At 58.5% G+C, this 20,062-nt stretch carries 20 protein-coding genes; 18 read left to right on the top strand and 2 right to left on the bottom strand.

From position 1 onward, the window contains the following. Positions 1–23 precede the first annotated feature (23 nt). The 4 genes from AC2FI9_RS08780 to AC2FI9_RS08765 all read left to right on the top strand — a co-directional run bounded on the left by AC2FI9_RS08780 (position 24) and on the right by AC2FI9_RS08765 (position 4,918). Positions 24–2,219 carry a primosomal protein N' gene (locus AC2FI9_RS08780; protein ID WP_496767065.1) on the top strand — a complete coding sequence of 732 codons (2,196 nt, stop codon included), beginning with the start codon at positions 24–26 and terminating at the stop codon, positions 2,217–2,219. Positions 2,220–2,298: 79 nt separating this feature from the next. Then, positions 2,299–3,531 carry an MFS transporter gene (locus AC2FI9_RS08775; RefSeq protein WP_496767064.1) on the top strand — a complete coding sequence of 411 codons (1,233 nt, stop codon included), beginning with the start codon at positions 2,299–2,301 and terminating at the stop codon, positions 3,529–3,531. 66 nt (positions 3,532–3,597) lie between these two features. Beyond that, positions 3,598–4,470 (top strand): 50S ribosomal protein L11 methyltransferase, encoded by an 873-nt coding sequence (locus AC2FI9_RS08770; protein WP_496767063.1) that lies wholly within the window; start codon positions 3,598–3,600, stop codon positions 4,468–4,470. Positions 4,471–4,573: 103 nt separating this feature from the next. Then, a complete protein-coding gene (locus AC2FI9_RS08765; protein WP_109312601.1) occupies positions 4,574–4,918 on the top strand; it encodes a hypothetical protein in 345 nt (114 codons plus the stop codon). Positions 4,919–5,018: 100 nt separating this feature from the next. Here AC2FI9_RS08765 and AC2FI9_RS08760 read toward each other — a convergent pair whose 3' ends face one another. Beyond that, a complete protein-coding gene (locus AC2FI9_RS08760; RefSeq protein WP_496767062.1) occupies positions 5,019–5,231 on the bottom strand; it encodes a DUF1127 domain-containing protein in 213 nt (70 codons plus the stop codon). 334 nt (positions 5,232–5,565) lie between these two features. Between AC2FI9_RS08760 and ruvC the strand changes: the two genes are divergently transcribed. From ruvC to AC2FI9_RS08740, 4 genes are all read left to right on the top strand, one after another. Then, entirely contained in the window at positions 5,566–6,063 is a 498-nt protein-coding gene (ruvC, locus tag AC2FI9_RS08755; protein WP_058273216.1) for a crossover junction endodeoxyribonuclease RuvC, read from the top strand. Next, on the top strand, positions 6,060–6,737 hold the full coding sequence (ruvA, locus tag AC2FI9_RS08750) for a Holliday junction branch migration protein RuvA (RefSeq protein WP_496767061.1): 678 nt from the start codon (positions 6,060–6,062) through the stop codon (positions 6,735–6,737). Before ruvC ends, ruvA begins: the two co-directional genes overlap by 4 nt. Positions 6,738–6,741: 4 nt before the next feature. Further along, entirely contained in the window at positions 6,742–7,761 is a 1,020-nt protein-coding gene (gene ruvB, locus AC2FI9_RS08745; protein ID WP_109312604.1) for a Holliday junction branch migration DNA helicase RuvB, read from the top strand. A gap of 63 nt (positions 7,762–7,824) precedes the next feature. Beyond that, positions 7,825–8,448 carry a hypothetical protein gene (locus tag AC2FI9_RS08740; RefSeq protein ID WP_496740206.1) on the top strand — a complete coding sequence of 208 codons (624 nt, stop codon included), beginning with the start codon at positions 7,825–7,827 and terminating at the stop codon, positions 8,446–8,448. Positions 8,449–8,464: 16 nt separating this feature from the next. Here AC2FI9_RS08740 and AC2FI9_RS08735 read toward each other — a convergent pair whose 3' ends face one another. Beyond that, entirely contained in the window at positions 8,465–10,171 is a 1,707-nt protein-coding gene (locus AC2FI9_RS08735) for a SulP family inorganic anion transporter (RefSeq protein WP_496767060.1), read from the bottom strand. A gap of 190 nt (positions 10,172–10,361) precedes the next feature. Between AC2FI9_RS08735 and ybgC the strand changes: the two genes are divergently transcribed. The 10 genes from ybgC to AC2FI9_RS08685 all read left to right on the top strand — a co-directional run bounded on the left by ybgC (position 10,362) and on the right by AC2FI9_RS08685 (position 19,839). Next, entirely contained in the window at positions 10,362–10,769 is a 408-nt protein-coding gene (ybgC, locus tag AC2FI9_RS08730) for a tol-pal system-associated acyl-CoA thioesterase (protein ID WP_058273220.1), read from the top strand. Positions 10,770–10,881: 112 nt separating this feature from the next. Then, entirely contained in the window at positions 10,882–11,577 is a 696-nt protein-coding gene (gene tolQ / locus AC2FI9_RS08725; protein ID WP_108861015.1) for a protein TolQ, read from the top strand. A gap of 1 nt (position 11,578) precedes the next feature. After that, entirely contained in the window at positions 11,579–12,055 is a 477-nt protein-coding gene (gene tolR, locus AC2FI9_RS08720) for a protein TolR (RefSeq protein ID WP_109312607.1), read from the top strand. A gap of 9 nt (positions 12,056–12,064) precedes the next feature. Continuing rightward, positions 12,065–13,165 (top strand): cell envelope integrity protein TolA, encoded by a 1,101-nt coding sequence (gene tolA / locus AC2FI9_RS08715; RefSeq protein WP_496767059.1) that lies wholly within the window; start codon positions 12,065–12,067, stop codon positions 13,163–13,165. After that, positions 13,162–14,481, top strand: coding sequence for a Tol-Pal system beta propeller repeat protein TolB (gene tolB, locus AC2FI9_RS08710; protein WP_496767058.1), 1,320 nt, complete (start codon positions 13,162–13,164; stop codon positions 14,479–14,481). The genes tolA and tolB overlap by 4 nt, the downstream gene beginning before the upstream one ends. An 89-nt stretch (positions 14,482–14,570) precedes the next feature. Then, positions 14,571–15,074 (top strand): peptidoglycan-associated lipoprotein Pal, encoded by a 504-nt coding sequence (gene pal / locus AC2FI9_RS08705; RefSeq protein ID WP_496726873.1) that lies wholly within the window; start codon positions 14,571–14,573, stop codon positions 15,072–15,074. Positions 15,075–15,078: 4 nt separating this feature from the next. After that, positions 15,079–15,912 carry a tol-pal system protein YbgF gene (ybgF, locus tag AC2FI9_RS08700; RefSeq protein WP_496726874.1) on the top strand — a complete coding sequence of 278 codons (834 nt, stop codon included), beginning with the start codon at positions 15,079–15,081 and terminating at the stop codon, positions 15,910–15,912. Next, a complete protein-coding gene (gene tilS, locus AC2FI9_RS08695) occupies positions 15,909–17,162 on the top strand; it encodes a tRNA lysidine(34) synthetase TilS (protein ID WP_496767057.1) in 1,254 nt (417 codons plus the stop codon). The genes ybgF and tilS overlap by 4 nt, the downstream gene beginning before the upstream one ends. A 76-nt stretch (positions 17,163–17,238) precedes the next feature. Beyond that, on the top strand, positions 17,239–19,155 hold the full coding sequence (gene ftsH / locus AC2FI9_RS08690) for an ATP-dependent zinc metalloprotease FtsH (RefSeq protein ID WP_058279522.1): 1,917 nt from the start codon (positions 17,239–17,241) through the stop codon (positions 19,153–19,155). 108 nt (positions 19,156–19,263) lie between these two features. Beyond that, positions 19,264–19,839, top strand: a complete 576-nt coding sequence (locus AC2FI9_RS08685; RefSeq protein ID WP_496767056.1) for an MOSC domain-containing protein — start codon at positions 19,264–19,266, stop codon at positions 19,837–19,839. Positions 19,840–20,062 lie beyond the last annotated feature (223 nt).

Raw genomic sequence — 20,062 nt, 5'->3', positions numbered from 1 at the left:
ACCCCCGAGCCCAAGGATATGCGTTGAGCACTCAGGAGTATTTCGACCACGGAGAGCTGGTTGCGGTTCTGACCGCACAACCGCTGGACCGGACGCTGGATTACAAGGCGCCCGAGGGGGGCTGTTTTCTGGGGGCGTTCGTAGAGGTTCCGCTGGGGCCGCGCAAAGTACTGGGTGTCGTCTGGGGGCCGGGACAGGGCGGGTTCGACCTGAACAAGGCGCGATCCGTGATCCGGGTGCTTGAGGTCGCGCCGATGCGCGAAGAAATGCGGCTGTTTCTGGGGAAGGTTGCCGATTACACCCTGACACCGATGTCCGCGATGTTGCGGCTGGCAACCCGAGCGCCGGGTTTGGGTGATCCGCCGTCGATGCGTAAGGTTTATCGGTTGGGTAATGGCGAGCCGGACCGGATGACCGACGCACGCACCCGTGTGCTGGAGGTACTCCGCAACTATGGCGGGCTGGCGTTCACCCTGAAAGAACTCGCCGAACAGGCCGGAGTGACGTCTTCGGTCGTCAAAGGGTTGGTCAAGCAGGGCGCTGTACGGGAAGAAGATAGCCCGCGCGATTTGCCCTATCCGCATCTGGATCCGGATTTGCCGGGCAAAGCGTTGACCGACGATCAGGCGGCGGCGGTTGAGAAGTTGCAGAAGGGCCAGCGGTCTGGGGAATATGGAACCACGCTGCTTAAGGGCGTGACGGGTTCGGGCAAGACCGAGGTGTATCTGGAGGCGGTCGCAGAGGCGCTGCGGATGGGCCGACAAGCCTTGGTTCTGCTGCCCGAGATCGCTCTGACAGCGGAATTCCTGACGCGGGTTGAGGCGCGGTTCGGTGCACGCCCAGCCGAGTGGCATTCCGGCGCGACCATGACCGAACGCCGCCGGGTCTGGCGGATGGTCGGGCAGGGGGATGCGCAAATGGTAATTGGCGCGCGCTCAGCGTTGTTCCTGCCATTCCGTAACCTTGGCCTGGTGGTGGTCGATGAGGAACACGACACCTCGTACAAACAAGAGGACGGCGTGCATTACAGCGCGCGGGACATGGCTGTTCTGCGGTCCGCCATTTGTGGCGGGCGGGTGATTCTGGCCAGCGCAACACCTTCGCTGGAAAGCTGGGCCAACGCCGAGGCGGGAAAGTACGAACGGGTTGATCTGACCTCGCGGTTTGGGGCGGCGGTGTTGCCGGAGATGAAGCCCATCGACATGCGGGCCGAACAGATGCAACCGGGGACATGGATTTCTCCGTTTTTGCGGCAGGCGGTGATGCAGCGGATCGAGAAGGGCGAGCAATCGCTGCTGTTCATCAACCGCCGTGGGTATGCGCCGGTGACCCTGTGCCGCGCTTGCGGGGAACAGATTGCCTGTGATCACTGTGACGCCCGAATGGTCGAGCACCGGTTTCTGAAACGGCTGATGTGTCACCAATGCGGTGAGACCAAGCCGATGCCCGAGGAATGTCCCTCATGCGGCGTCGAGGGCAAGTTGGCCCCGGTCGGCCCGGGGATCGAGCGGCTGGCCGAGGAGGCTGAGGCGACGTTTCCCGATGCCAAGATCGCGATGCTGAGTTCCGATTTGTTTGGCTCGGCCCGCGCCCTGAAAGCCAAGATCGAAGAGATTGCCGAGGGCGATGCCGATATCGTCATCGGTACGCAGCTGGTCGCGAAGGGGCACAACTTTCCCAATCTGACTTTGGTCGGGGTAATCGATGCCGACCTTAGTCTGCACGGGGCGGACCTGCGCGCCGCTGAGCGGACATTCCAGTTGATGCGGCAAGTCGCAGGTCGGGCAGGCCGGGCGGACAAGCCAGGGCAGGCCCTGTTGCAGACATTCCAGCCCGAGCATCCTGTAATCCGCGCTATTCTTTCAGGTGACGAAGAAGGATTTTGGAAGGCCGAGGCCGCCGGACGGCAGGCAGCAGGTGTGCCGCCATACGGCCGTATGGCCGGGATCGTCCTGTCCGGACCTGAGGTTGGACCAGTTTTTGATATTGGAAATGCAATGGCCCGAAACGATGCGCCACTGCGTGATATCGGGGCACAGGTATTTGGCCCGGCACCGGCGCCTATTGCGAGGATTCGCGGCAGACACCGCGTGCGATTGCTGGTCAAGGCACCCAAGGGCGCACCGATTCAGGACGCGATAGCACGCTGGATCGCACCTTTGCGCCTGAAGGGTGACCTGCGTTTGACCGTGGATATCGATCCGCAGAGTTTCTACTGACCTCTGCATCAGCGCAGATCGATTGTGCGCGCACTGCTTCGGCCTCGCCAAAATCTGAAAATGGGCGTAGAGGAGTCCCATGTTGAAACCGATGCCCCTGTCCGAGGCGCAGAGCCTTCCGTTCTGGCGCCGCCCTGTGACGCTCTTGTTCGTCATGGCGCTGACGATGCCGATTGCCTTCAACGCGTGGAGCGCGCTGTTGAACAATTTCGTCATTGAGGTGGCGAATTTTGACGGGGCCGACATTGGGTTACTGCACACTGTGCGGGAGATCCCTGGTTTTCTTGCTGTTGGCGTGATTGCGGTGATCATTTTCGTGCGTGAGCAGGTGCTGGCGATGATCTCGCTAATGATGTTGGGTGTGGCGACTGCGGTGACTGCATGGTTTCCCAGCCTCGGCGGGTTGTTGTTTGTTACGCTCTTCAGCTCGATCGGCTTTCACTACTACGAAACGGTGAACCAATCGCTGCAGCTGCAATGGCTGCCCATAGATCGCGCGCCGCAGGTTCTGGGGTGGCTGGTGGCCATGGGGTCTGCCGCGACTGCAGTGGTCTATGGCTTGATCGTTTTGACCTGGGACCGGTTTGATCTGTCCTACAACATTGTATTCATGGCCGCTGGTGGTGTGACTGCCCTGCTGGCGCTGTTCTGCCTGTTCGCATTTCCGCAATTCGATGCCCCAACTCCGCAGACCAAAAAACTGATCCTGCGTCGTCGGTACTGGCTGTATTACGCGCTACAGTTCATGGCCGGCGCGCGGCGGCAGATCTTTGTTGTCTTCGCGGGCTTCATGATGGTCGAGAAGTTCGGGTTTGAAGTTCACGAATTGACCAGCCTCTATCTGATCAATCTGGTGATCAACATGGCGGCGGCCCCGATGTTGGGCAAGGCCGTATCGATGTTTGGCGAACGCCGCACGCTGGTCTTCGAATACACCGGCTTGGCGATCGTTTTTGCGGCCTATGGTGGTATCTACTGGTTTGGTTGGGGCGTGGTACTGGCTGCAACCCTATATGTGATCGACCATGTTCTGTTCGCTTTGGCGCTTGCTCTGAAGACCTACTTTCAGAAAATCGCCGATCCTGCAGATATCGCACCGACGGCGGCTGTGGCGTTCACGATCAATCATATCGCCGCTGTGTTCCTTCCTGCGCTTCTGGGCCTGCTGTGGGTCATCTCACCTGGTGCAGTCTTTACACTGGCCGCTGCGATGGCGATGATCTCGTTGGGATTGTCCTTACTGATCCCGCGCCACCCGGAACCGGGCAATGAAACGATCTTGTCGAAATACGCGCCGGCACCTGCCGAATAAGCGCCAATGCTTGACCTTGGCGGGCCATCGCCATAGGCGCTGTGTCAATTGATACAGGAGGCCCTCATGCCCACATTCACTGCGCTGACTACACTGACCGGTAAAAAAGCTGCCGAAGGGCTGGGCGAAGCGATGGAGCGTCTGGATCCGGAACCAACCGGCGTTGGTGTATTCGAGGTCGAGGATGGTTCGGGACTTTGGGAAGTTGGTGGGTATTTCACCGAAACTCCGGACGAAACCGCTTTGGCCGTCTTGGCCGCCGCGTTTGAGGCCAAGCCGTTTGTTGTGTCAGAATTGCCCGATACCGATTGGGTGGCCCATGTGCGCCGGGAACTGGCACCGGTCGATGCTGGACGGTTCTTTGTTTATGGCAGCCACGACGCTGACAAACTGCCTGAGGGACGCATCCCGCTACTGATCGAGGCCGCAATGGCCTTTGGCACTGGCCATCACGGCACCACTTTGGGATGCCTAAAGGCGCTGGACCATCTTCTGAGCCAAGGGTTCACGGCGACCAAAGTGGCCGATATCGGCTGTGGCACTGCCGTGCTGGCCATGGCGGCAGCGCGGGTCTGGGAAGGTGAGATCATCGCCAGCGATATCGACGAAGTGGCTGTTGATGTCGCCGAGGCCAACCTGAAGGCCAATGGAATGGCAGGCAAGGTCCGTTGCGTGGAAGCGGCGGGCTTTGACCATCCCGATCTGGGCGCGATCGCACCTTACGATCTGATTTTCGCAAATATCCTCAAGGGGCCACTGGTTGCTCTGGCCCCCGAAATCGCAGCGAATCTGCGCGTCGGTGGATACGCAATTTTATCTGGAATCCTTAACGAACAAGCCGATGATGTGGTTTCTGTTTATGTACAAAACGGTTTCAATTTAGAGAAAAATGACCAAATTGGTGAGTGGACGACGCTAATATTAAGCAAACAGGGCTAAATTTGGGCCATTTACTGGAGCTTTCTGGAGTTTTGCCTCGATTTTGTCGCATTCTGTTTCTACCGTCTTAACGTGGAATCGGGGGGCGGTTTTGGAGGCTGCCATGACGGGAAAACAACTAGAATTTGATCAGCGCGTAAATCGCCTGAGCAAGAAACACGCAAAACTAAGCCGTGGCTATCGCGCGACGATGCGCAAGGACGGGTTGGTTGTGATGAAACCGCAGAGGGTGAAGTCAGCTTTACCCCTTAAGGTTCTACTGATGTGTCTGCTTGGGTTGTTTGCATTCAAGACCTTCTTGCTCACCAGCCTTGGGCCTTCGGGCTATCAATACAGGGTTGACGCATTGAACGAGGGCACCTCGGTTGAACAAGCCGGTGCCTGGGTGATGCAAATCGACCCGGTATCGCTGATGCTTTCGGAACAGCTGGCACGGCTGCTGCCCTGACGTCCGGCCAAAGAATCGGAAACGCCGCGCATTCTGCATGCGCGGCGTTCTGCTTTGCCCCCGAGGGAGGGAAGGGACATATGAGTGGGTGTGTTAAATCTTAACGACGACCATCGGCCACGACGTCAATATCGCCACGGCACAGTCCGATATCTTCCAGCTCGCGATCTGTCAGACCGCTCAGCGTGTTACGAGTAACGCGGGCGTCATTCCATTCGACAGCGGCGTTCACGACCGATGCGAAATATGCGCCGATACGGCCGACGAGGCCGAATGAGCCGATGGTGGTGCGGGTGGTGTCCAGTGCAGCCATATCCTGTTTCCTTCTGGTTTAAGTTTACGTTTTGATCGTTCGATCTGAGCGGCATCTAGTGCCGCCAAATCGGCTGTGCAAGTGCGGAAATTGCAACTGTCCTATGCGTTTTTTGCAGAGCTCAAGATTCATTAGAACCCCTTAATTTATTGGCCATTTTTGCTTCATGAAACGTGTCGATTTCAGACTTTTGACTGTCGCAAACTGGCCGTTTTGTCGCCTGTGAAACAGGTCTGTCGTTTTTGCGCTCTCTGTCAATTCGCTTGGAAAATGTTCACGCTTCGTGCTAATCCGTAAAAAAGATCACAAAAACTCGAGCAGGCCGAGGCGAAATATGCGGATTTTGGGCATTGATCCGGGGCTTAGGACCCTGGGATGGGGCGTCATCGAATCGCATGGCAGCCGCCTGAGCCACGTCGCCAACGGACTGTGCAAGTCTGACGGGGACGATTTGGGCGAGCGTTTGCTGTCTCTCTACAATCAAATCGTCGAAGTCATTGCAGAACATCAGCCCGATCAGGCGGCCATCGAACAGACCTTCGTCAATAAGGATGGGGCTGGTACGCTGAAGCTGGGCCAGGCGCGTGGTGTGGCGTTGTTGACGCTGGCGCAAGCAGGGCTGCCCGTGGGGGAATACGCGCCCAACCGGGTTAAGAAAACGGTTGTGGGCGTTGGGCATGCCGAGAAAGAGCAGGTTCTTCATATGGTCAAATTGCAACTGCCGGGCTGTAAGCCCAAAGGGGCGGATGCCGCGGATGCGCTGGCGATTGCCATCTGTCATTCATATTACGGCGCAGCGCCGCAGGCGCGCGTGAAAGAGGTGCGGGCATGATCGGGAAACTGACCGGACGACTGGACTATCGCGCAGCGGATCACGTGTTGATCGACGTGCGTGGGGTTGGATACCTGGTTTACTGCTCGGACCGGACCATGGCCGCGCTGCCGGGCGTTGGCGAGGCTGTCTCGATCTATACCGATATGGTGGTGCGCGAGGACCTGATGCAGCTTTTCGGGTTTTTGTCTCTGGTCGAAAAGGAATGGCATCGCCTGCTGTGTTCGGTTCAGGGCGTTGGGGCCAAGGTCTCGCTCGCTATACTGTCCGCGCTGGGTCCGGATGGGGTCAGCCGTGCCATTGCGCTTGGGGATTGGGGTGCCGTCAAGGCGGCGAAAGGCGTGGGCCCAAAGACGGCGCAGCGGATCGTGCTGGATCTAAAAGACAAAGCGCCGGGTGTTATGGCGATGGGCGGGACCGTGACCGAAGCGATGGACGGTCCCGGATTGGAAGTTGTTGAGCTGTCTGAACCGGCACCAGCGCCCAAACAGGCGGCCAAGCCTGCCTCGGGGTCTGCCGCAGCTTCGGCGGGGGCACTGTCAGCCCTTGGCAATTTAGGGTACGGACCATCCGAGGCGGCCTCGGCCGTGGCCGAAGCGGCCGCCAGCCTACCGGATGCAGGCGAGGCTGAATTGATCCGGGCGGCGCTCAAGTTGCTGGCTCCGAAAGGGTAACTGAATGGTAGACGCCGATCCCACATTGCGCCCCGATCCCTTGCCCGAGGATAACGACCGCGCCCTGCGTCCGCAGGGGTTAGACGAATTCATCGGTCAGGCCGAGGCGAGGGCAAATTTGCGCATCTTTATCCAATCCGCGCGTATGCGGAGCGAGGCGATGGATCACACGCTGTTTCATGGCCCTCCGGGCCTGGGTAAAACGACGCTGGCACAAATCATGGCGCGCGAGTTGGGGGTGAATTTCCGCATGACCTCGGGGCCGGTTCTGGCCAAGGCGGGTGATCTGGCCGCGATCCTGACCAATCTGGAATCCCGCGATGTGCTGTTCATCGACGAAATCCACCGTCTGAACCCGGCCGTCGAAGAGGTTCTGTATCCGGCGATGGAGGATTTCGAGCTGGATCTGGTGATCGGCGAAGGCCCGGCAGCGCGGACTGTGCGGATTGAGTTGCAGCCGTTTACTTTGGTCGGAGCAACGACGCGGATGGGCTTGCTGACCACCCCATTGCGCGACCGATTTGGCATTCCGACGCGGTTGCAGTTCTACACAGTGGACGAGTTGCACGAGATCGTTACGCGCAATGCCCGCAAACTGGGCGCGCCTGCTGATGATGCGGGCGCCAGAGAAATTGCGCGCCGATCGCGCGGGACCCCGCGGATCGCAGGGCGATTGCTGCGACGGGTGGTGGATTTCGCCATCGTCGAAGGCGATGGACGTATCACCCTGGATCTGGCGGATGGCGCGCTGACGCGGTTGGGAGTGGATAATCTGGGCTTGGATGGTGCCGACCGGCGATACCTTAAGCTGATTGCTGAGAACTATGCCGGTGGTCCGGTCGGGATTGAGACCCTGTCGGCTGCGTTGTCGGAAAGTCGCGATTCGCTGGAGGACGTGATCGAGCCCTATTTGTTGCAGCAAGGGCTGATCCAGCGCACGCCACGCGGTCGGATGTTGGCGCAGAAGGCTTGGACGCATCTGGGAATGGCGGCACCAAAGGGCCAGAGCGATCTGTTTGGTTGAAGCTGAGGCCTTTAGATTTTATGCCTTCGGCAAGAGTACTTTCGAAAAGATGAAGGATTGGGCGTGACCCCCGAAGACATTCAGTCGTTGTTCACCCGTGAAAGCGGAGAGTTCCTGTTTGCGCGTTGGGGTCGGCCCATCGTGCCTATCGTCTTTGGGGTCGAGGATGAAACCCTGAACACCGTCAAGGGCGCGTTTGAGGCCGTGGTTAGCCTGGCCGATCATAAGATGGCCGAAACGGATCCGGAACTTGGTGCGAACTGCATGGTGTTCTTTTTCCGCGACTGGAAGGAGCTGCTAGAAGTTCCAGATCTGGATCGGTTGGTTCCCGATCTTGCCCCGCTGGTGGACCGGCTGATCGCGGCGGATGCAAATCAGTATCGGGTGTTCCGCTTTGAAGAGGACGGTGCGATTCGAGCCGCGTTTGTTTTCCTGCGCATGGACAAAGAGCTGTCCAAGATTCCGGCCGAGACACTGGCGCTCAGCCAGGTGGTGCAGACCATTTTGCTGTGGTCGGACACTGCGTTTAGAACGCAATCGCCGCTGGCGGTCGCCGAGGGGGTGACAGTCCTGCGCCCCGATATCGCCGGGCTGATCCGGGCAGCCTATGATCCGGTTTTGCCGAGGGCAGCGCAGGACCCGGCGCACGGCCTGCGATTGTTTGCACGGATGCAGCAGTCGCAGTGATTTAAGCTGAGATCATCTACGATTTGGATGTGTTGCGGTGTTGAAAAGCGCTTAACAAGTCGCTTCCCGTGTCAAAAAATGCGTCGTCGCCCACCAAATCGGTCACGCCGTACCTGTCCAACTCTGACCGGACATGCGGTTCGATCAGGAGGAATACCAGCCGGATGTTCTTTGCCTGCAGGAGCTTGAGGACATTGCGCAGCGTGTAGCCCGCGGTGAAGTCGATGTCATCGATGGCCGAGGCTTCGATGCAGAACCAACGTACTTTGTTATCTGATTCATGGGTGATTGTCGCGATCTCATCCGAAAGCCGCTGTGCATTCGCGTAGTAAAGGCTGTGCGAGAAGCGATAGATGACGAGCCCGGGTTCGAATTGGTTTGGCACGGAAATGGGTTTTGAATGCCAACCACCGTCTTTGGTTTTGACGATCACTGAATTTTTGGGGCGGTAGCCGCGGCGGGTATGGTCGATCAATGACAGCACCATCGCAAAGATGATGCCTTGTTCGACCCCAACGATGACGACAACCGCAGCCGTGGCGACTGCAATCCAGAATTCTGATCGGGCTTGCCTGTAAATTGCAATCAGGCCTTTCAGGTCGATCATTTTCAGGCCGATCAGGAACACGACTGCAGACAGTGCCGCATTCGGCAGGTAGGCCAGTGGGCCGGTCAGGAACAGTATGACCACCAAGACGATCAAGGCGGTCGTCAGTTGTGCCACCTGACTGCGGCCACCGGCGCTGGCCACCATCTCGGTTTTTGTCGGGCTGCCATTTACAACGAATGTGCCCGTGAAGGCTGCCCCAAGATTGGCCAGGCCCAGCCCGACAAGGTCAGTGTTCTCGCTGAACTTCTCTTCGTAACGCGCCGCATAGGCCCGCGAAGTTGCGGCGCTTTGGGCCAAGATCACAACGAAGATGGACAGCGCGGTTGGCAGCAATTGTTTGAACAGGGTCCAGCTCCAATCCACGTTCGGGACAGAGAGCGCAGGCAAGCCGCTGGGGACCGAGCCCAGTACCGCGATGCCGGATGCGGCGAATTGGAACGCCCAACTGCATAGGATTACCCCAAGTATGGCGAATAACGGGCCGGGTAGTTTCGGTGACAGCTGCCGGCATCCGACGACGATCAGCAGAACTGCCGCCGCTACCGCCAATGTGGGCCAGCTTGTCTGGTCGATGTTCTGAATGGTTGCCTGAAGCTTGGCGATGGTCCCGTGACCGTCGCTTTCGATCCCTAACAGTCCGGGGATTTCACCGGTTGCGACCTGAATGCCCACGCCTGTCAAGAACCCGACAAGAACTGTTCGGGATAGGAAATCAGCCAGAAACCCCAAGCCGATGAGGCGTGCGGCAATCAGAAGAACAGCAGCCATCAGCGCCAACAGGGACGCCAACGCCAGATACTCGGACGAACCCGACACTGCCATGCCAGCCAGAGCCGAAGCCGTAATCGCCGCCGTGGCAGAATCCGCCCCCACCACAAGATGACGGGACGAACCGAACAGCGCGAACAGCGCCATTGGGATAAGGATAGTGTACAATCCCGTCACAACCGGCGTGCCTGCGATTTTGGTGTAGCCCATGACCTCGGGGATCGCGAGGCAGGCAAAGGTCAGGCCTGCCAAAATTTCCGCAGGCAAGGTCGCGCGTTTGAACGGCAAGATGCCCTGAAGGACTGGAAGAAAGAACATCCTCTCTTCTTTTGGTCCTTTAGTCATTGAAACTCCTGTCGGATTCACTTGGTATGTATGAAAGCCTAGAGGGCAAATCTTCGAATTTCGATAGCGGACTTGGGAAGGTGGGAACTTTGTCCCCGCAAGGGATTGCAGGAACCGCGGCAACCATGCATCTGTTTCAGAGCAGGATTTGCCCCGCGCGTTACATATTTGAGAGACCGGACCTGATATCATGGCCAATGAAGCTGATGCGCCCCACAAGCATATCTTTCCGATCCGGGTCTACTATGAAGACACCGATATGGGCGGGGTCGTATACCACGCGAACTACCTCAAATTTATCGAACGCGCGCGATCTGACTATGTGCGCCGTCTGGGCAACGATCAGAACGCGATGCGCGATGGTGGGATCGTCTGGGTCGTGCGCCGGATCGAGGCCGATTACGTCGCGCCCGCGAAGTTCGATGATGAGTTGATCGTTGAAACTTGGTTGTCGTCAATCTCTGGTGTGCGGCTGACCATGGGTCAGTTGGTCAAGAGGGGGGAGACCGAGATCTTCCGCGCCTCGGTGACTGCTGTTTGCATGAACGCGCAGGGCAAGCCGGTCCGCCTTCCGGCAGAGATTCGCGCATTAATGTAACAATTTGTCGGTCAGGGGTGGTTATGTTGGCTTTTCATAACCAACTGCGATAGCGTTTGGCAAAACAAGGCCAAACGAACGGCCGTCAGGCAAAAAAACAAAGAGCAGGTTCATGGAAGCTGAAACGCTGGCGCTGGCGCAGGAGATCGATTTCTCCATGTGGGGGCTGTATGCCCGCGCGACCTTTGTCGTCAAACTGGTGATGTTGATGCTGATCGCTGCATCCATCTGGTCTTGGGCGATTATCATTCAGAAATTGATCAACTACCGCGCCGCCCGTCGCGAAGCGCAGGTGTTTGACGAGGCCTTTTGGTCCGGCAACCCGCTGGATGAGTTGTTCGAACATACCGGATCGCAGCCCGACGGCAGTTCCGAGAAGATTTTCGCCGCTGGAATGATCGAATGGCGCAGGTCGCACCGAACGGATGGCGGGCTGATTGCGGGGGCCACTGCGCGGATTGACCGTTCGATGGATGTCGCGATCGCCAAAGAGTCCGAGACACTGCAAAAAGGATTGCCGATTTTGGCGACGGTGGGCTCGACCGCGCCGTTTATTGGCCTGTTCGGGACCGTTTGGGGCATCATGAACGCGTTTATCGAAATTGCCGAGCAGCAAAACACCAACCTGGCCGTTGTGGCACCCGGCATTGCCGAGGCGCTTTTGGCCACGGGCCTGGGTCTGTTGGCTGCCATCCCGGCGGTGATTTTCTACAACAAGCTCAGTTCTGATAGTGACCGGATCGTGGGTGGCTACGAGGCTTTTGCCGACGAGTTCGCCACCATCCTGTCGCGTCAGTTGGACAGCTAAAATGGGTGCGGCGGTTCAGCAGAACGGAGGCGGGAACGGGCGCAGACGCGGCCGTCGACGCGGTCGAGCGCAGCCGATGGCCGAGATCAACGTGACTCCATTTGTAGACGTTATGCTGGTGTTGCTGATTATCTTTATGGTGGCGGCACCGCTGTTGACTGTCGGCGTGCCGGTGGACCTGCCCAAAACCGCGGCAAGCGCCTTGCCGGGCGATAACGAAGAGCCGCTGACAGTCACGATGACTGCAGAAGGGCGCGTTCAGATTCAAACCACGGATGTGGCGCGCGAAGAGTTGATCGGCAAGCTGCGCGCCATTGCGGCAGAACGCAGCAGCGACCGGGTGTTCCTGCGGGCGGATGGTGCAATTCCATACGCGCAGGTGATGCAGGTTATGGGTGCGCTGAATGCAGGTGGGTTTTCCAATGTGGGGCTGGTGACCGACACCGGCGGCCCCGCGCTGGACGATGGTGGAGAGTGAGGCCGCGCGGTGGATACCGGCACCAAGATCTCGGCAATTGCCCATGTCAGTTTGATTTCGTGGGCTCTGTTTGGCGGCACCTTTCGGTCCGAACCATTGCCTATGCCCGTGCAGGATATCTCGGTGATCTCGGCTGAACAGTTCGCAGCAATGACGGCTCAAAGTGAGGCGCCTGAGCTGCCTACGCCAACTGCCCTGCAACAGCCCGATGCGCCCGAACAGGAAATCCCCACCCCTGAACCGGTGGAGCAGGAACCTCCGACACCTGAAGTGTCTGAGCCAAATGAACCAGAGCCAGAGCTGGAACCGGAACCGCTGGCCCCCCCACCCGAACCGGTCGTGATCGAACAGCCCCCCGAATTGGCCCCCCCAGAACCCGAGGCCGTCGTTTTGCCCGCCCCGCCAGGGCCCGAGGCACAGCCGCGGCCTGCGGATAAAGTAGCGCCTGAACCTGTTGCACCGCCGCCGCCTGAAGCCGCGCCAGATGATATTGAATCCCCGGCTGTATCGCTGGACGAGGGAGCTGAAACTCAGCAAGAACAGCAGGATCAAACGGCACCCGAAGAGGCCACGGATGAAATCGTGACCGAGGCGGAAGAAGCCAAGGAATATGCGCCGCGCAGCTCTCCGCGCCCGCTGGTGCGACCGAACCGGCCGACGCCGCCGGCGCAGCCCGAAGTGGCCGAGACCGAAGAACCGACCGAACCAGAGCCCGCGCCAAGTGATGAAACCGCGATCAACGACGCACTGGCCGAGGCGCTGGGGCAGAGCAGCGAACCGTCTGGTCCACCCCTGACTGCGGGTGAGAAGGATGCTATGCGACTGGCTGTGTCGAAGTGCTGGAACGTTGGTTCCCTGTCCACGGACGCACTGCAAACGGTCGTTGTGGTCGGGTTCTCGCTGACACCGGATGGCAAGGTGCTCGGCGGTAGCCTGAGCATGTTGGATAGTTCCGGCGGTACCGATGCGTCTGCAAGACAAGCTTATGAGGCCGCCCGGCGAGCGATTTTGCGCTGCGGGGCCAAAGGATACACCCTGCCTGCTGACAAATACGAACAATGGCGGGATATTGAGATTACATTCAATCCCGAGAGGATGCGGATCAAATGATGAGATTTCTGACCAGCCTGTTGCTTGGCCTGACAATTTTGGCGGCGCCTGTGTATGCACAAAGCGGACCGCTGCGTCTTGAGCTGGATCAGGGGATTATCGAACCCTTGCCTTTTGCGGTGCCGAATTTCGTGCCCGACGGGCCAGCGGCCACACAATACGCAAACGACATATCGCGCGTCGTGGCGGCGGACCTGACGGGAACCGGACTGTTCCGAGAGATTTCTTCTGACGCATTCATCAGCCGGGTCAGCAGTTTCGAAGCCCCTGTGCAATTTGCCGATTGGAAGGCCATCAATGCTGAGGCCTTGGTGACAGGGGCGGTCAATGTCTCGGGCAAACGCCTGACCGTGCGATTTCGCGTTTGGGACGTATTTTCGGGCCAGGAATTGGGCAATGGTCTGCAGTTTTCCGGCACTACAGATGGCTGGCGGCGCATGGCACACAAAGTGGCCGATCAGGTTTATACCCGAGTGACCGGCGAAAGCGGTTACTTTGACAGCCGCGTCGCGTTTGTGTCCGAAAGCGGTCCCAAGAACCAGCGTCTGAAGCGTCTGGCAATCATGGATTACGATGGCGCGAACGTTCAGTACCTGACCGACAGCGCCGCGATTGTTCTGGCCCCACGCTTTTCGCCTTCGGGAGATCGGCTGTTGTACACCAGCTATGAAACCGGTCAGCCGCGCATTTATGTTTTGGACGTTGATCGGGTCAAACGGACTGAATTGAAGACACAAGACGGCACCATGAGCTTTTCGCCGCGCTTTTCGCCGGATGGCCGCTCCATCGTCTATTCGCTGATTCAGGGCGGCAACACGGACCTTTGGAAAATGGATCTGGCCTCGGGCCAGAGCGTGCGCTTGACGAACACACCTGCCATTGAGACCGCGCCCAGCTATTCGCCGGACGGGTCGCAGATCGTGTTCGAAAGCGACCGCTCTGGCACACCTCAACTGTACATCATGCCCGCAAATGGCGGAGAGGCGACCCGCATCAGCTTTAAACAGGGGCGGTATGGTACACCGGTCTGGTCGCCGCGTGGTGACCTGATCGCCTTTACCAAACAGAACAAGGGTCGGTTCCATATCGGCGTCATGCGGACAGACGGCAGCGAGGAACGCCTGCTGACGTCGTCCTTCCTGGATGAGGGGCCAACATGGTCGCCGAATGGCCGCGTCATCATGTTCACCCGTGAATCGCAGGGCGCAAGCGGTCGGGCGACACTGTATTCGGTGGATATCTCGGGTCGGAACCTGCGCCCGGTACGTACACCGGATGGTGGCAGCGATCCATCCTGGGGCCCACTGCAGAAGTGATCGGGGCAGGGGGTTGGAAAAGTTCACAAATTTCCTGCACTGTGATAACAGAGACAGCAATAAAGCAATAAAACGACGAGGCACCTGAAATGAATGTATTGAGCAAAGTCATAGCATTGGGCGTGCTAAGTGTAATGGCCGCCTGTACCAACAACGATCCTTCGGCACTGGGCGGTGGCGCGGGCGGTAGTGGCTCGATCCTGCCGGGTTCGCCCAGCGACCCCCAGTCACCGGCCTATTTCCAGCAAACTGTTGGCGACCGCGTGTTGTTTGAGGTCGATCAGTCGACCCTGACCGGGCAGGCGCAGACGATATTGCAGGGACAGGCAGACTGGCTGCTGGCCAATACGGATTTCGTCGCCACGATCGAGGGTCACGCGGACGAACAGGGTACTCGCGAGTATAACCTCGCTCTGGGCGCGCGTCGCGCCAATGCGGCGCGTGAATACCTCATTTCACGTGGGGTCGCGGGCAACCGGTTGACCACCGTCAGTTTCGGAAAGGAACGCCCGATCGAGATTTGCAGCACCGAGGAATGCTATTCCAAAAACCGTCGTTCGGTGACGGTCCTGACCGGTTCAACTTTGGGGTAAGATGATGCGAATTGCAGGATGGGTTCTGGCTGCGGTCGTGGCGACTGCGGGCGTGGCAAGTGCACAGGATCAGCAAACCCTGGCGGATATCCGTCAGGAGCTTACTGTGCTGCACGTCGAGGTTCAGCGCCTCAAGCGCGAGTTTTCAACCACCGGATCTCCGGCACCCAATCTTGCTGGCAGTTCCGTTCTGGAACGTGTTGACGCCATTGAGGCTGAATTGCAGCGCCTGACCCGTCAGACCGAGCAGTTGAACCAACGTGTGCAGAACATTGTTACTGACGGAACCAACCGGATCGGCGATCTGGAATTCCGCTTGGTTGAGTTGGAAGGTGGCGATCTCAGCACGCTTGGCGAGACCTCGACCCTGGGTGGCGAAACCGAAATCACCGCTGCGGCACCGACAACACCTACTACCCCGACGGCACCGGCCCCGACGGATCAAGGTGAACTTGCCGTGGGTGAGCGCGCGGACTTTGATGCCGCATCACAGGCGCTGGCGGATGGCAACTATCAGACCGCAGCGGAGCAATTCGCCACATTCGAAACCTCGTATCCCGGCAGTCCGCTGGCCCCCGAAGCCAACTTGAAACGAGGGCGGGCGCTTGTTGGGATCGGTGACACGCGTGAGGCCGCGCGGGCCTTTCTGGCCAGCTTTACCGGCGATTCCGAAGGTGCATTCGCACCCGAGGCGCTGTTTGAGTTGGGCTCGGCGCTGGGGCGTCTAGGGCAGACCGATCAGGCTTGCATCACTCTGGGCGAGGTGGGCGTGCGGTTCCCGTCGTCGACCTCGGCCACGAATGCCACACAGGAAATGGCAAGCCTGGGCTGTTCTTGACAGAAAACGCTGAAGAACTGCGCGCCGGGATTCGGGCGCGTTTGCCGCGAACCCTTCCACCGCGCATGGGTGTGGCTGTCTCTGGCGGGGGCGATTCAATCGCCCTGCTTTTGCTGTTGAATGATATTGCCCAAAACGAGCAGGTTAAGTTGTTCGCGGCGACCGTTGACCACGGTTTGCGCCCCGAATCCCAAGCCGAAGCGCAGAAAGTAAGCGAGCTTGCCGCGCGTTTGGGTATCACGCATCAAACGTTGAAATGGACAGGGTGGGCCGGTCAGGGGAACCTTCAGGATCAGGCCAGACAGGCGCGTTATCGGCTGTTGACCGAATGGGCCACACGCAATGCGATCAGCGCGATTGCGTTAGGCCACACCGCGGATGATCAGGCCGAAACCTTCCTGATGCGGCTAGGCCGCGCAGCTGGTGTTACGGGTCTGTCGGGCATGCCGGTTGACCGGGTTTTGGATGGCGTGACGATGTTGCGGCCGATGCTTGGTATAACAAGGCAAGCATTGCGTGGCTATCTGTCTGGTGAGGGAGTTGGCTGGATCGAAGATCCCTCGAATCAGGACCTCCGGTTTGAACGGATCAAGGCACGGCAGGCCTTGTCTGACCTCAAGGATTTGGGGATCACGGCCAGTTCTTTGACCCGAGTCGCAGAAAACCTTGCGCAGGCGCGTGAGGCGTTGGAGCGTTTTACGCAGGAATCCGCCCGAAAAATCGCCGTGGTGGAAACCGGTGATGTATGCTTGGATCGCACCGCCTTTCAGTCTTTGCCTCAGGAAATCCAGCGCCGGCTTGTGATCGGCTGCATCGCATGGATTGCCGGAGCGGGGTATCCACCACGCCAAACGTCGGTGGATCAGGCTGTGAAGGCTGTTAAAGAGGGTATCGCTACGTCGGTCAATGGCTGTTTGTTTGTCCCAAAGGTCAATAAAACGTGGATTTGCAGAGAGCTAAACGCCGTTCAGGGCGAAATCGCGCGCCCCGGCGAGCCGTGGGACAAACGCTGGATTCTGTCAGGACCTTCGACCGCTGGTGTACAAATCCGACCATTAGGCGAGCAAGGCCTGCCTAGGGTTCCAGATTGGCGGGACTTGGGTAAACCACGTCAGGTCTTGTTGGCTTCACCCGCTGTTTGGCTGGGGGATGAACTGGTGTCAGCTCCAACCGCCAGATTGTTGAATGGATGGACGGCTGAATTGGCCCCCGGAACGCCCGAGTTTCATTCTTCTTTTTTATCGCATTGAACCTCCTTGAATCATCTCTATTTTATAGAGCAACCCGGCAGACCCCCATCTGCCGAAATCTTTTGGGAGACTTTCCTTGGGCAACGCTCGTAACATCGCCTTCTGGGTCGTTCTGTTTTTGCTGATCCTTGCACTGTTCAATTTGTTCAGCGGACCAGGCGGGACACTTCAGAGCAATGAAAGAACTTATTCTGATTTCGTAACCGCCGTTCAAGCCGACGAAGTCAAGAATGTGACCTTGGATGGCGAACAGATTCGCTATACCACGCAAAGCGGTGCCAACTATGTCACCATCAAACCCGGCGATGCCGAGGTCACCAAACTGCTGATCGACGAGAACATTCCGGTTCGCGCCGAGAAACAGCAGCAATCCGGTTTCCAGTCGTTCCTGATCACGCTGCTGCCGTTCCTGCTGCTTATTGGTGTCTGGGTCTATTTCATGAACCGGATGCAAGGCGGTGGAAAAGGCGGCGCGATGGGCTTTGGCAAGTCCAAGGCCAAGATGCTGACCGAAAAGCATGGCCGCGTGACATTTGACGATGTCGCAGGCATCGATGAAGCCAAGGAAGAGCTGGAAGAGATCGTGGAATTCCTGCGTAACCCGCAGAAGTTCAGCCGCCTTGGCGGTAAGATCCCGAAAGGCGCGCTGCTGGTTGGCCCTCCGGGCACCGGTAAGACGCTGCTGGCGCGTGCGATTGCGGGTGAGGCGGGTGTTCCGTTCTTCACCATCTCAGGTTCTGACTTTGTTGAGATGTTTGTTGGTGTCGGTGCATCCCGTGTGCGTGACATGTTCGAACAGGCTAAAAAGAATGCGCCCTGTATTGTCTTCATCGACGAAATCGACGCCGTCGGTCGCCATCGTGGTGCCGGTTACGGCGGCGGGAATGATGAACGCGAACAAACCCTCAACCAGTTGCTGGTTGAGATGGACGGGTTCGAAGCCAATGAGGGTGTGATCATTCTGGCGGCCACCAACCGTAAGGACGTTCTGGACCCTGCGCTGCTGCGCCCCGGTCGTTTTGACCGCAACGTGACCGTCGGCAACCCCGACATCAAAGGCCGTGAGAAGATCCTGGGCGTGCACGCGCGCAAGACACCTCTGGGTCCCGATGTCGACCTGCGCATCATCGCGCGTGGTACTCCGGGCTTCTCGGGCGCTGATCTGGCGAACCTCGTGAACGAGGCCGCATTGATGGCGGCGCGCGTTGGCCGTCGCTTTGTCACAATGGAAGACTTCGAGAACGCCAAGGACAAGGTGATGATGGGTGCCGAGCGCCGTTCGATGGTGCTGACGCAAGACCAGAAGGAAAAGACCGCCTATCACGAATCTGGTCACGCGGTCGTCGGACTGTCGCTGCCGCTGTGCGATCCGGTCTACAAGGCGACCATCATTCCGCGCGGTGGCGCGTTGGGTATGGTGGTGTCGTTGCCGGAAATGGACCGTCTGAACTATCACCGCGACGAATGTGAGCAAAAGCTGGCCATGACCATGGCAGGCAAAGCCGCCGAGGTGATCAAATACGGTGAAGATCACGTCTCGAATGGCCCCGCCGGAGACATCATGCAGGCCAGCCAGTTGGCGCGTGCCATGGTGATGCGCTGGGGTATGTCTGACAAGGTCGGCAACATTGATTATGCCGAGGCGCATGACGGCTATTCGGGCAACACTGCTGGCTTCTCGGTTTCAGCGCATACCAAAGAGCTGATCGAGGAAGAGGTGAAACGCCTGATCCAGCAGGGTTATGAGCGCGCGCACAAGATCCTGTCCGACAAGAACGAGGAATGGGAACGTCTGGCGCAAGGCTTGCTGGAATACGAAACCCTGACCGGGGATGAGATCAAGCGCGTCATGAATGGCGAATCGCCGACCGATGGTGATGACGAGGGTGACAAACCGGATGAAGGCAGCGCGCCCAGCGTTACCGCCATTCCCAAGACCAAGGTCAAAAAGACCCCGCCCGACGGTGGGATGGAGCCAGAACCATCGGCATAAAGAAATCAGACCCGGGCCAAGTCCCGGGTCTTTTCTTTTCAGCTTTTCAAATGGACTGGTTTGACTTTTAGTACGATTTTGACGGCCCGCAGCCGAAGGGGATTTCAAATGCCGGTATTGCGAGAAACAGAGTTCACGGGTGAAGTTGTTTGGCTGGGTCACGTGCCCGCGGGTGGCTCGATCCGGGCCAAAGCGGTCGATGCTTTGAAGCTGGAATTCTCAGGGGACAAAGGCGAACGGCACGAGGGTCTCAACCGGGCCTCTTGTGTCAGGGTCAAGAATCTGTATCCGCAAGGCACCGAAATCCGGAACGTGCGCCAATTGTCTGTTCTATCCGCCGAGGAAATGGACGCCACAGCCAAAGAGATGGGGCTGGATCGGCTGGATCCTTCGTTTCTGGGCGTCAGCATCTTGTTGCGCGGCATTCCGGACTTTACACATCTTCCGCCATCCTCGCGTTTGCAAGGCCGCGACGGTGTCACGATAACCGTGGATATGGAAAACCGCCCCTGCGTCATTTCCGGGCGTGAGATCGAAGCCGATCAACCCGGGTACGGGGCGTCCTTCAAGCCTGCGGCAAAGGGCCGAAGGGGTGTGACTGCGTGGGTGGAACGACCCGGACAGCTGCTGTTGGGGGACCAGATGAGCCTGTTCGTGCCAGATCAGCGGGCTTGGGCGCCCTAAGCGTCAAGCGTTTTTGATTTGAAACCGGTGAAATGACGCTACGCCGTTTCATGGCTTGAATATGTCGGAATCTCTATCCATCGGGATTGTACACAACGGTATGGATTGACCAGCACCGGCCCAGCTGCGCCGGTTAGCAGGGAATTCAACCGGGGGTTTTGCCCAATGAGCTATAAATCGGACATTGAAATCGCGCGCGAGGCGCAGAAGAAGCCTATTCAGG

The sequence above is a fragment of the Ruegeria sp. CDSA246 genome, from assembly GCF_059611225.1.
The sequence above is the reverse complement of the archived record's forward strand: the minus strand, read 5'-3'. Positions and strand labels throughout refer to the sequence as shown.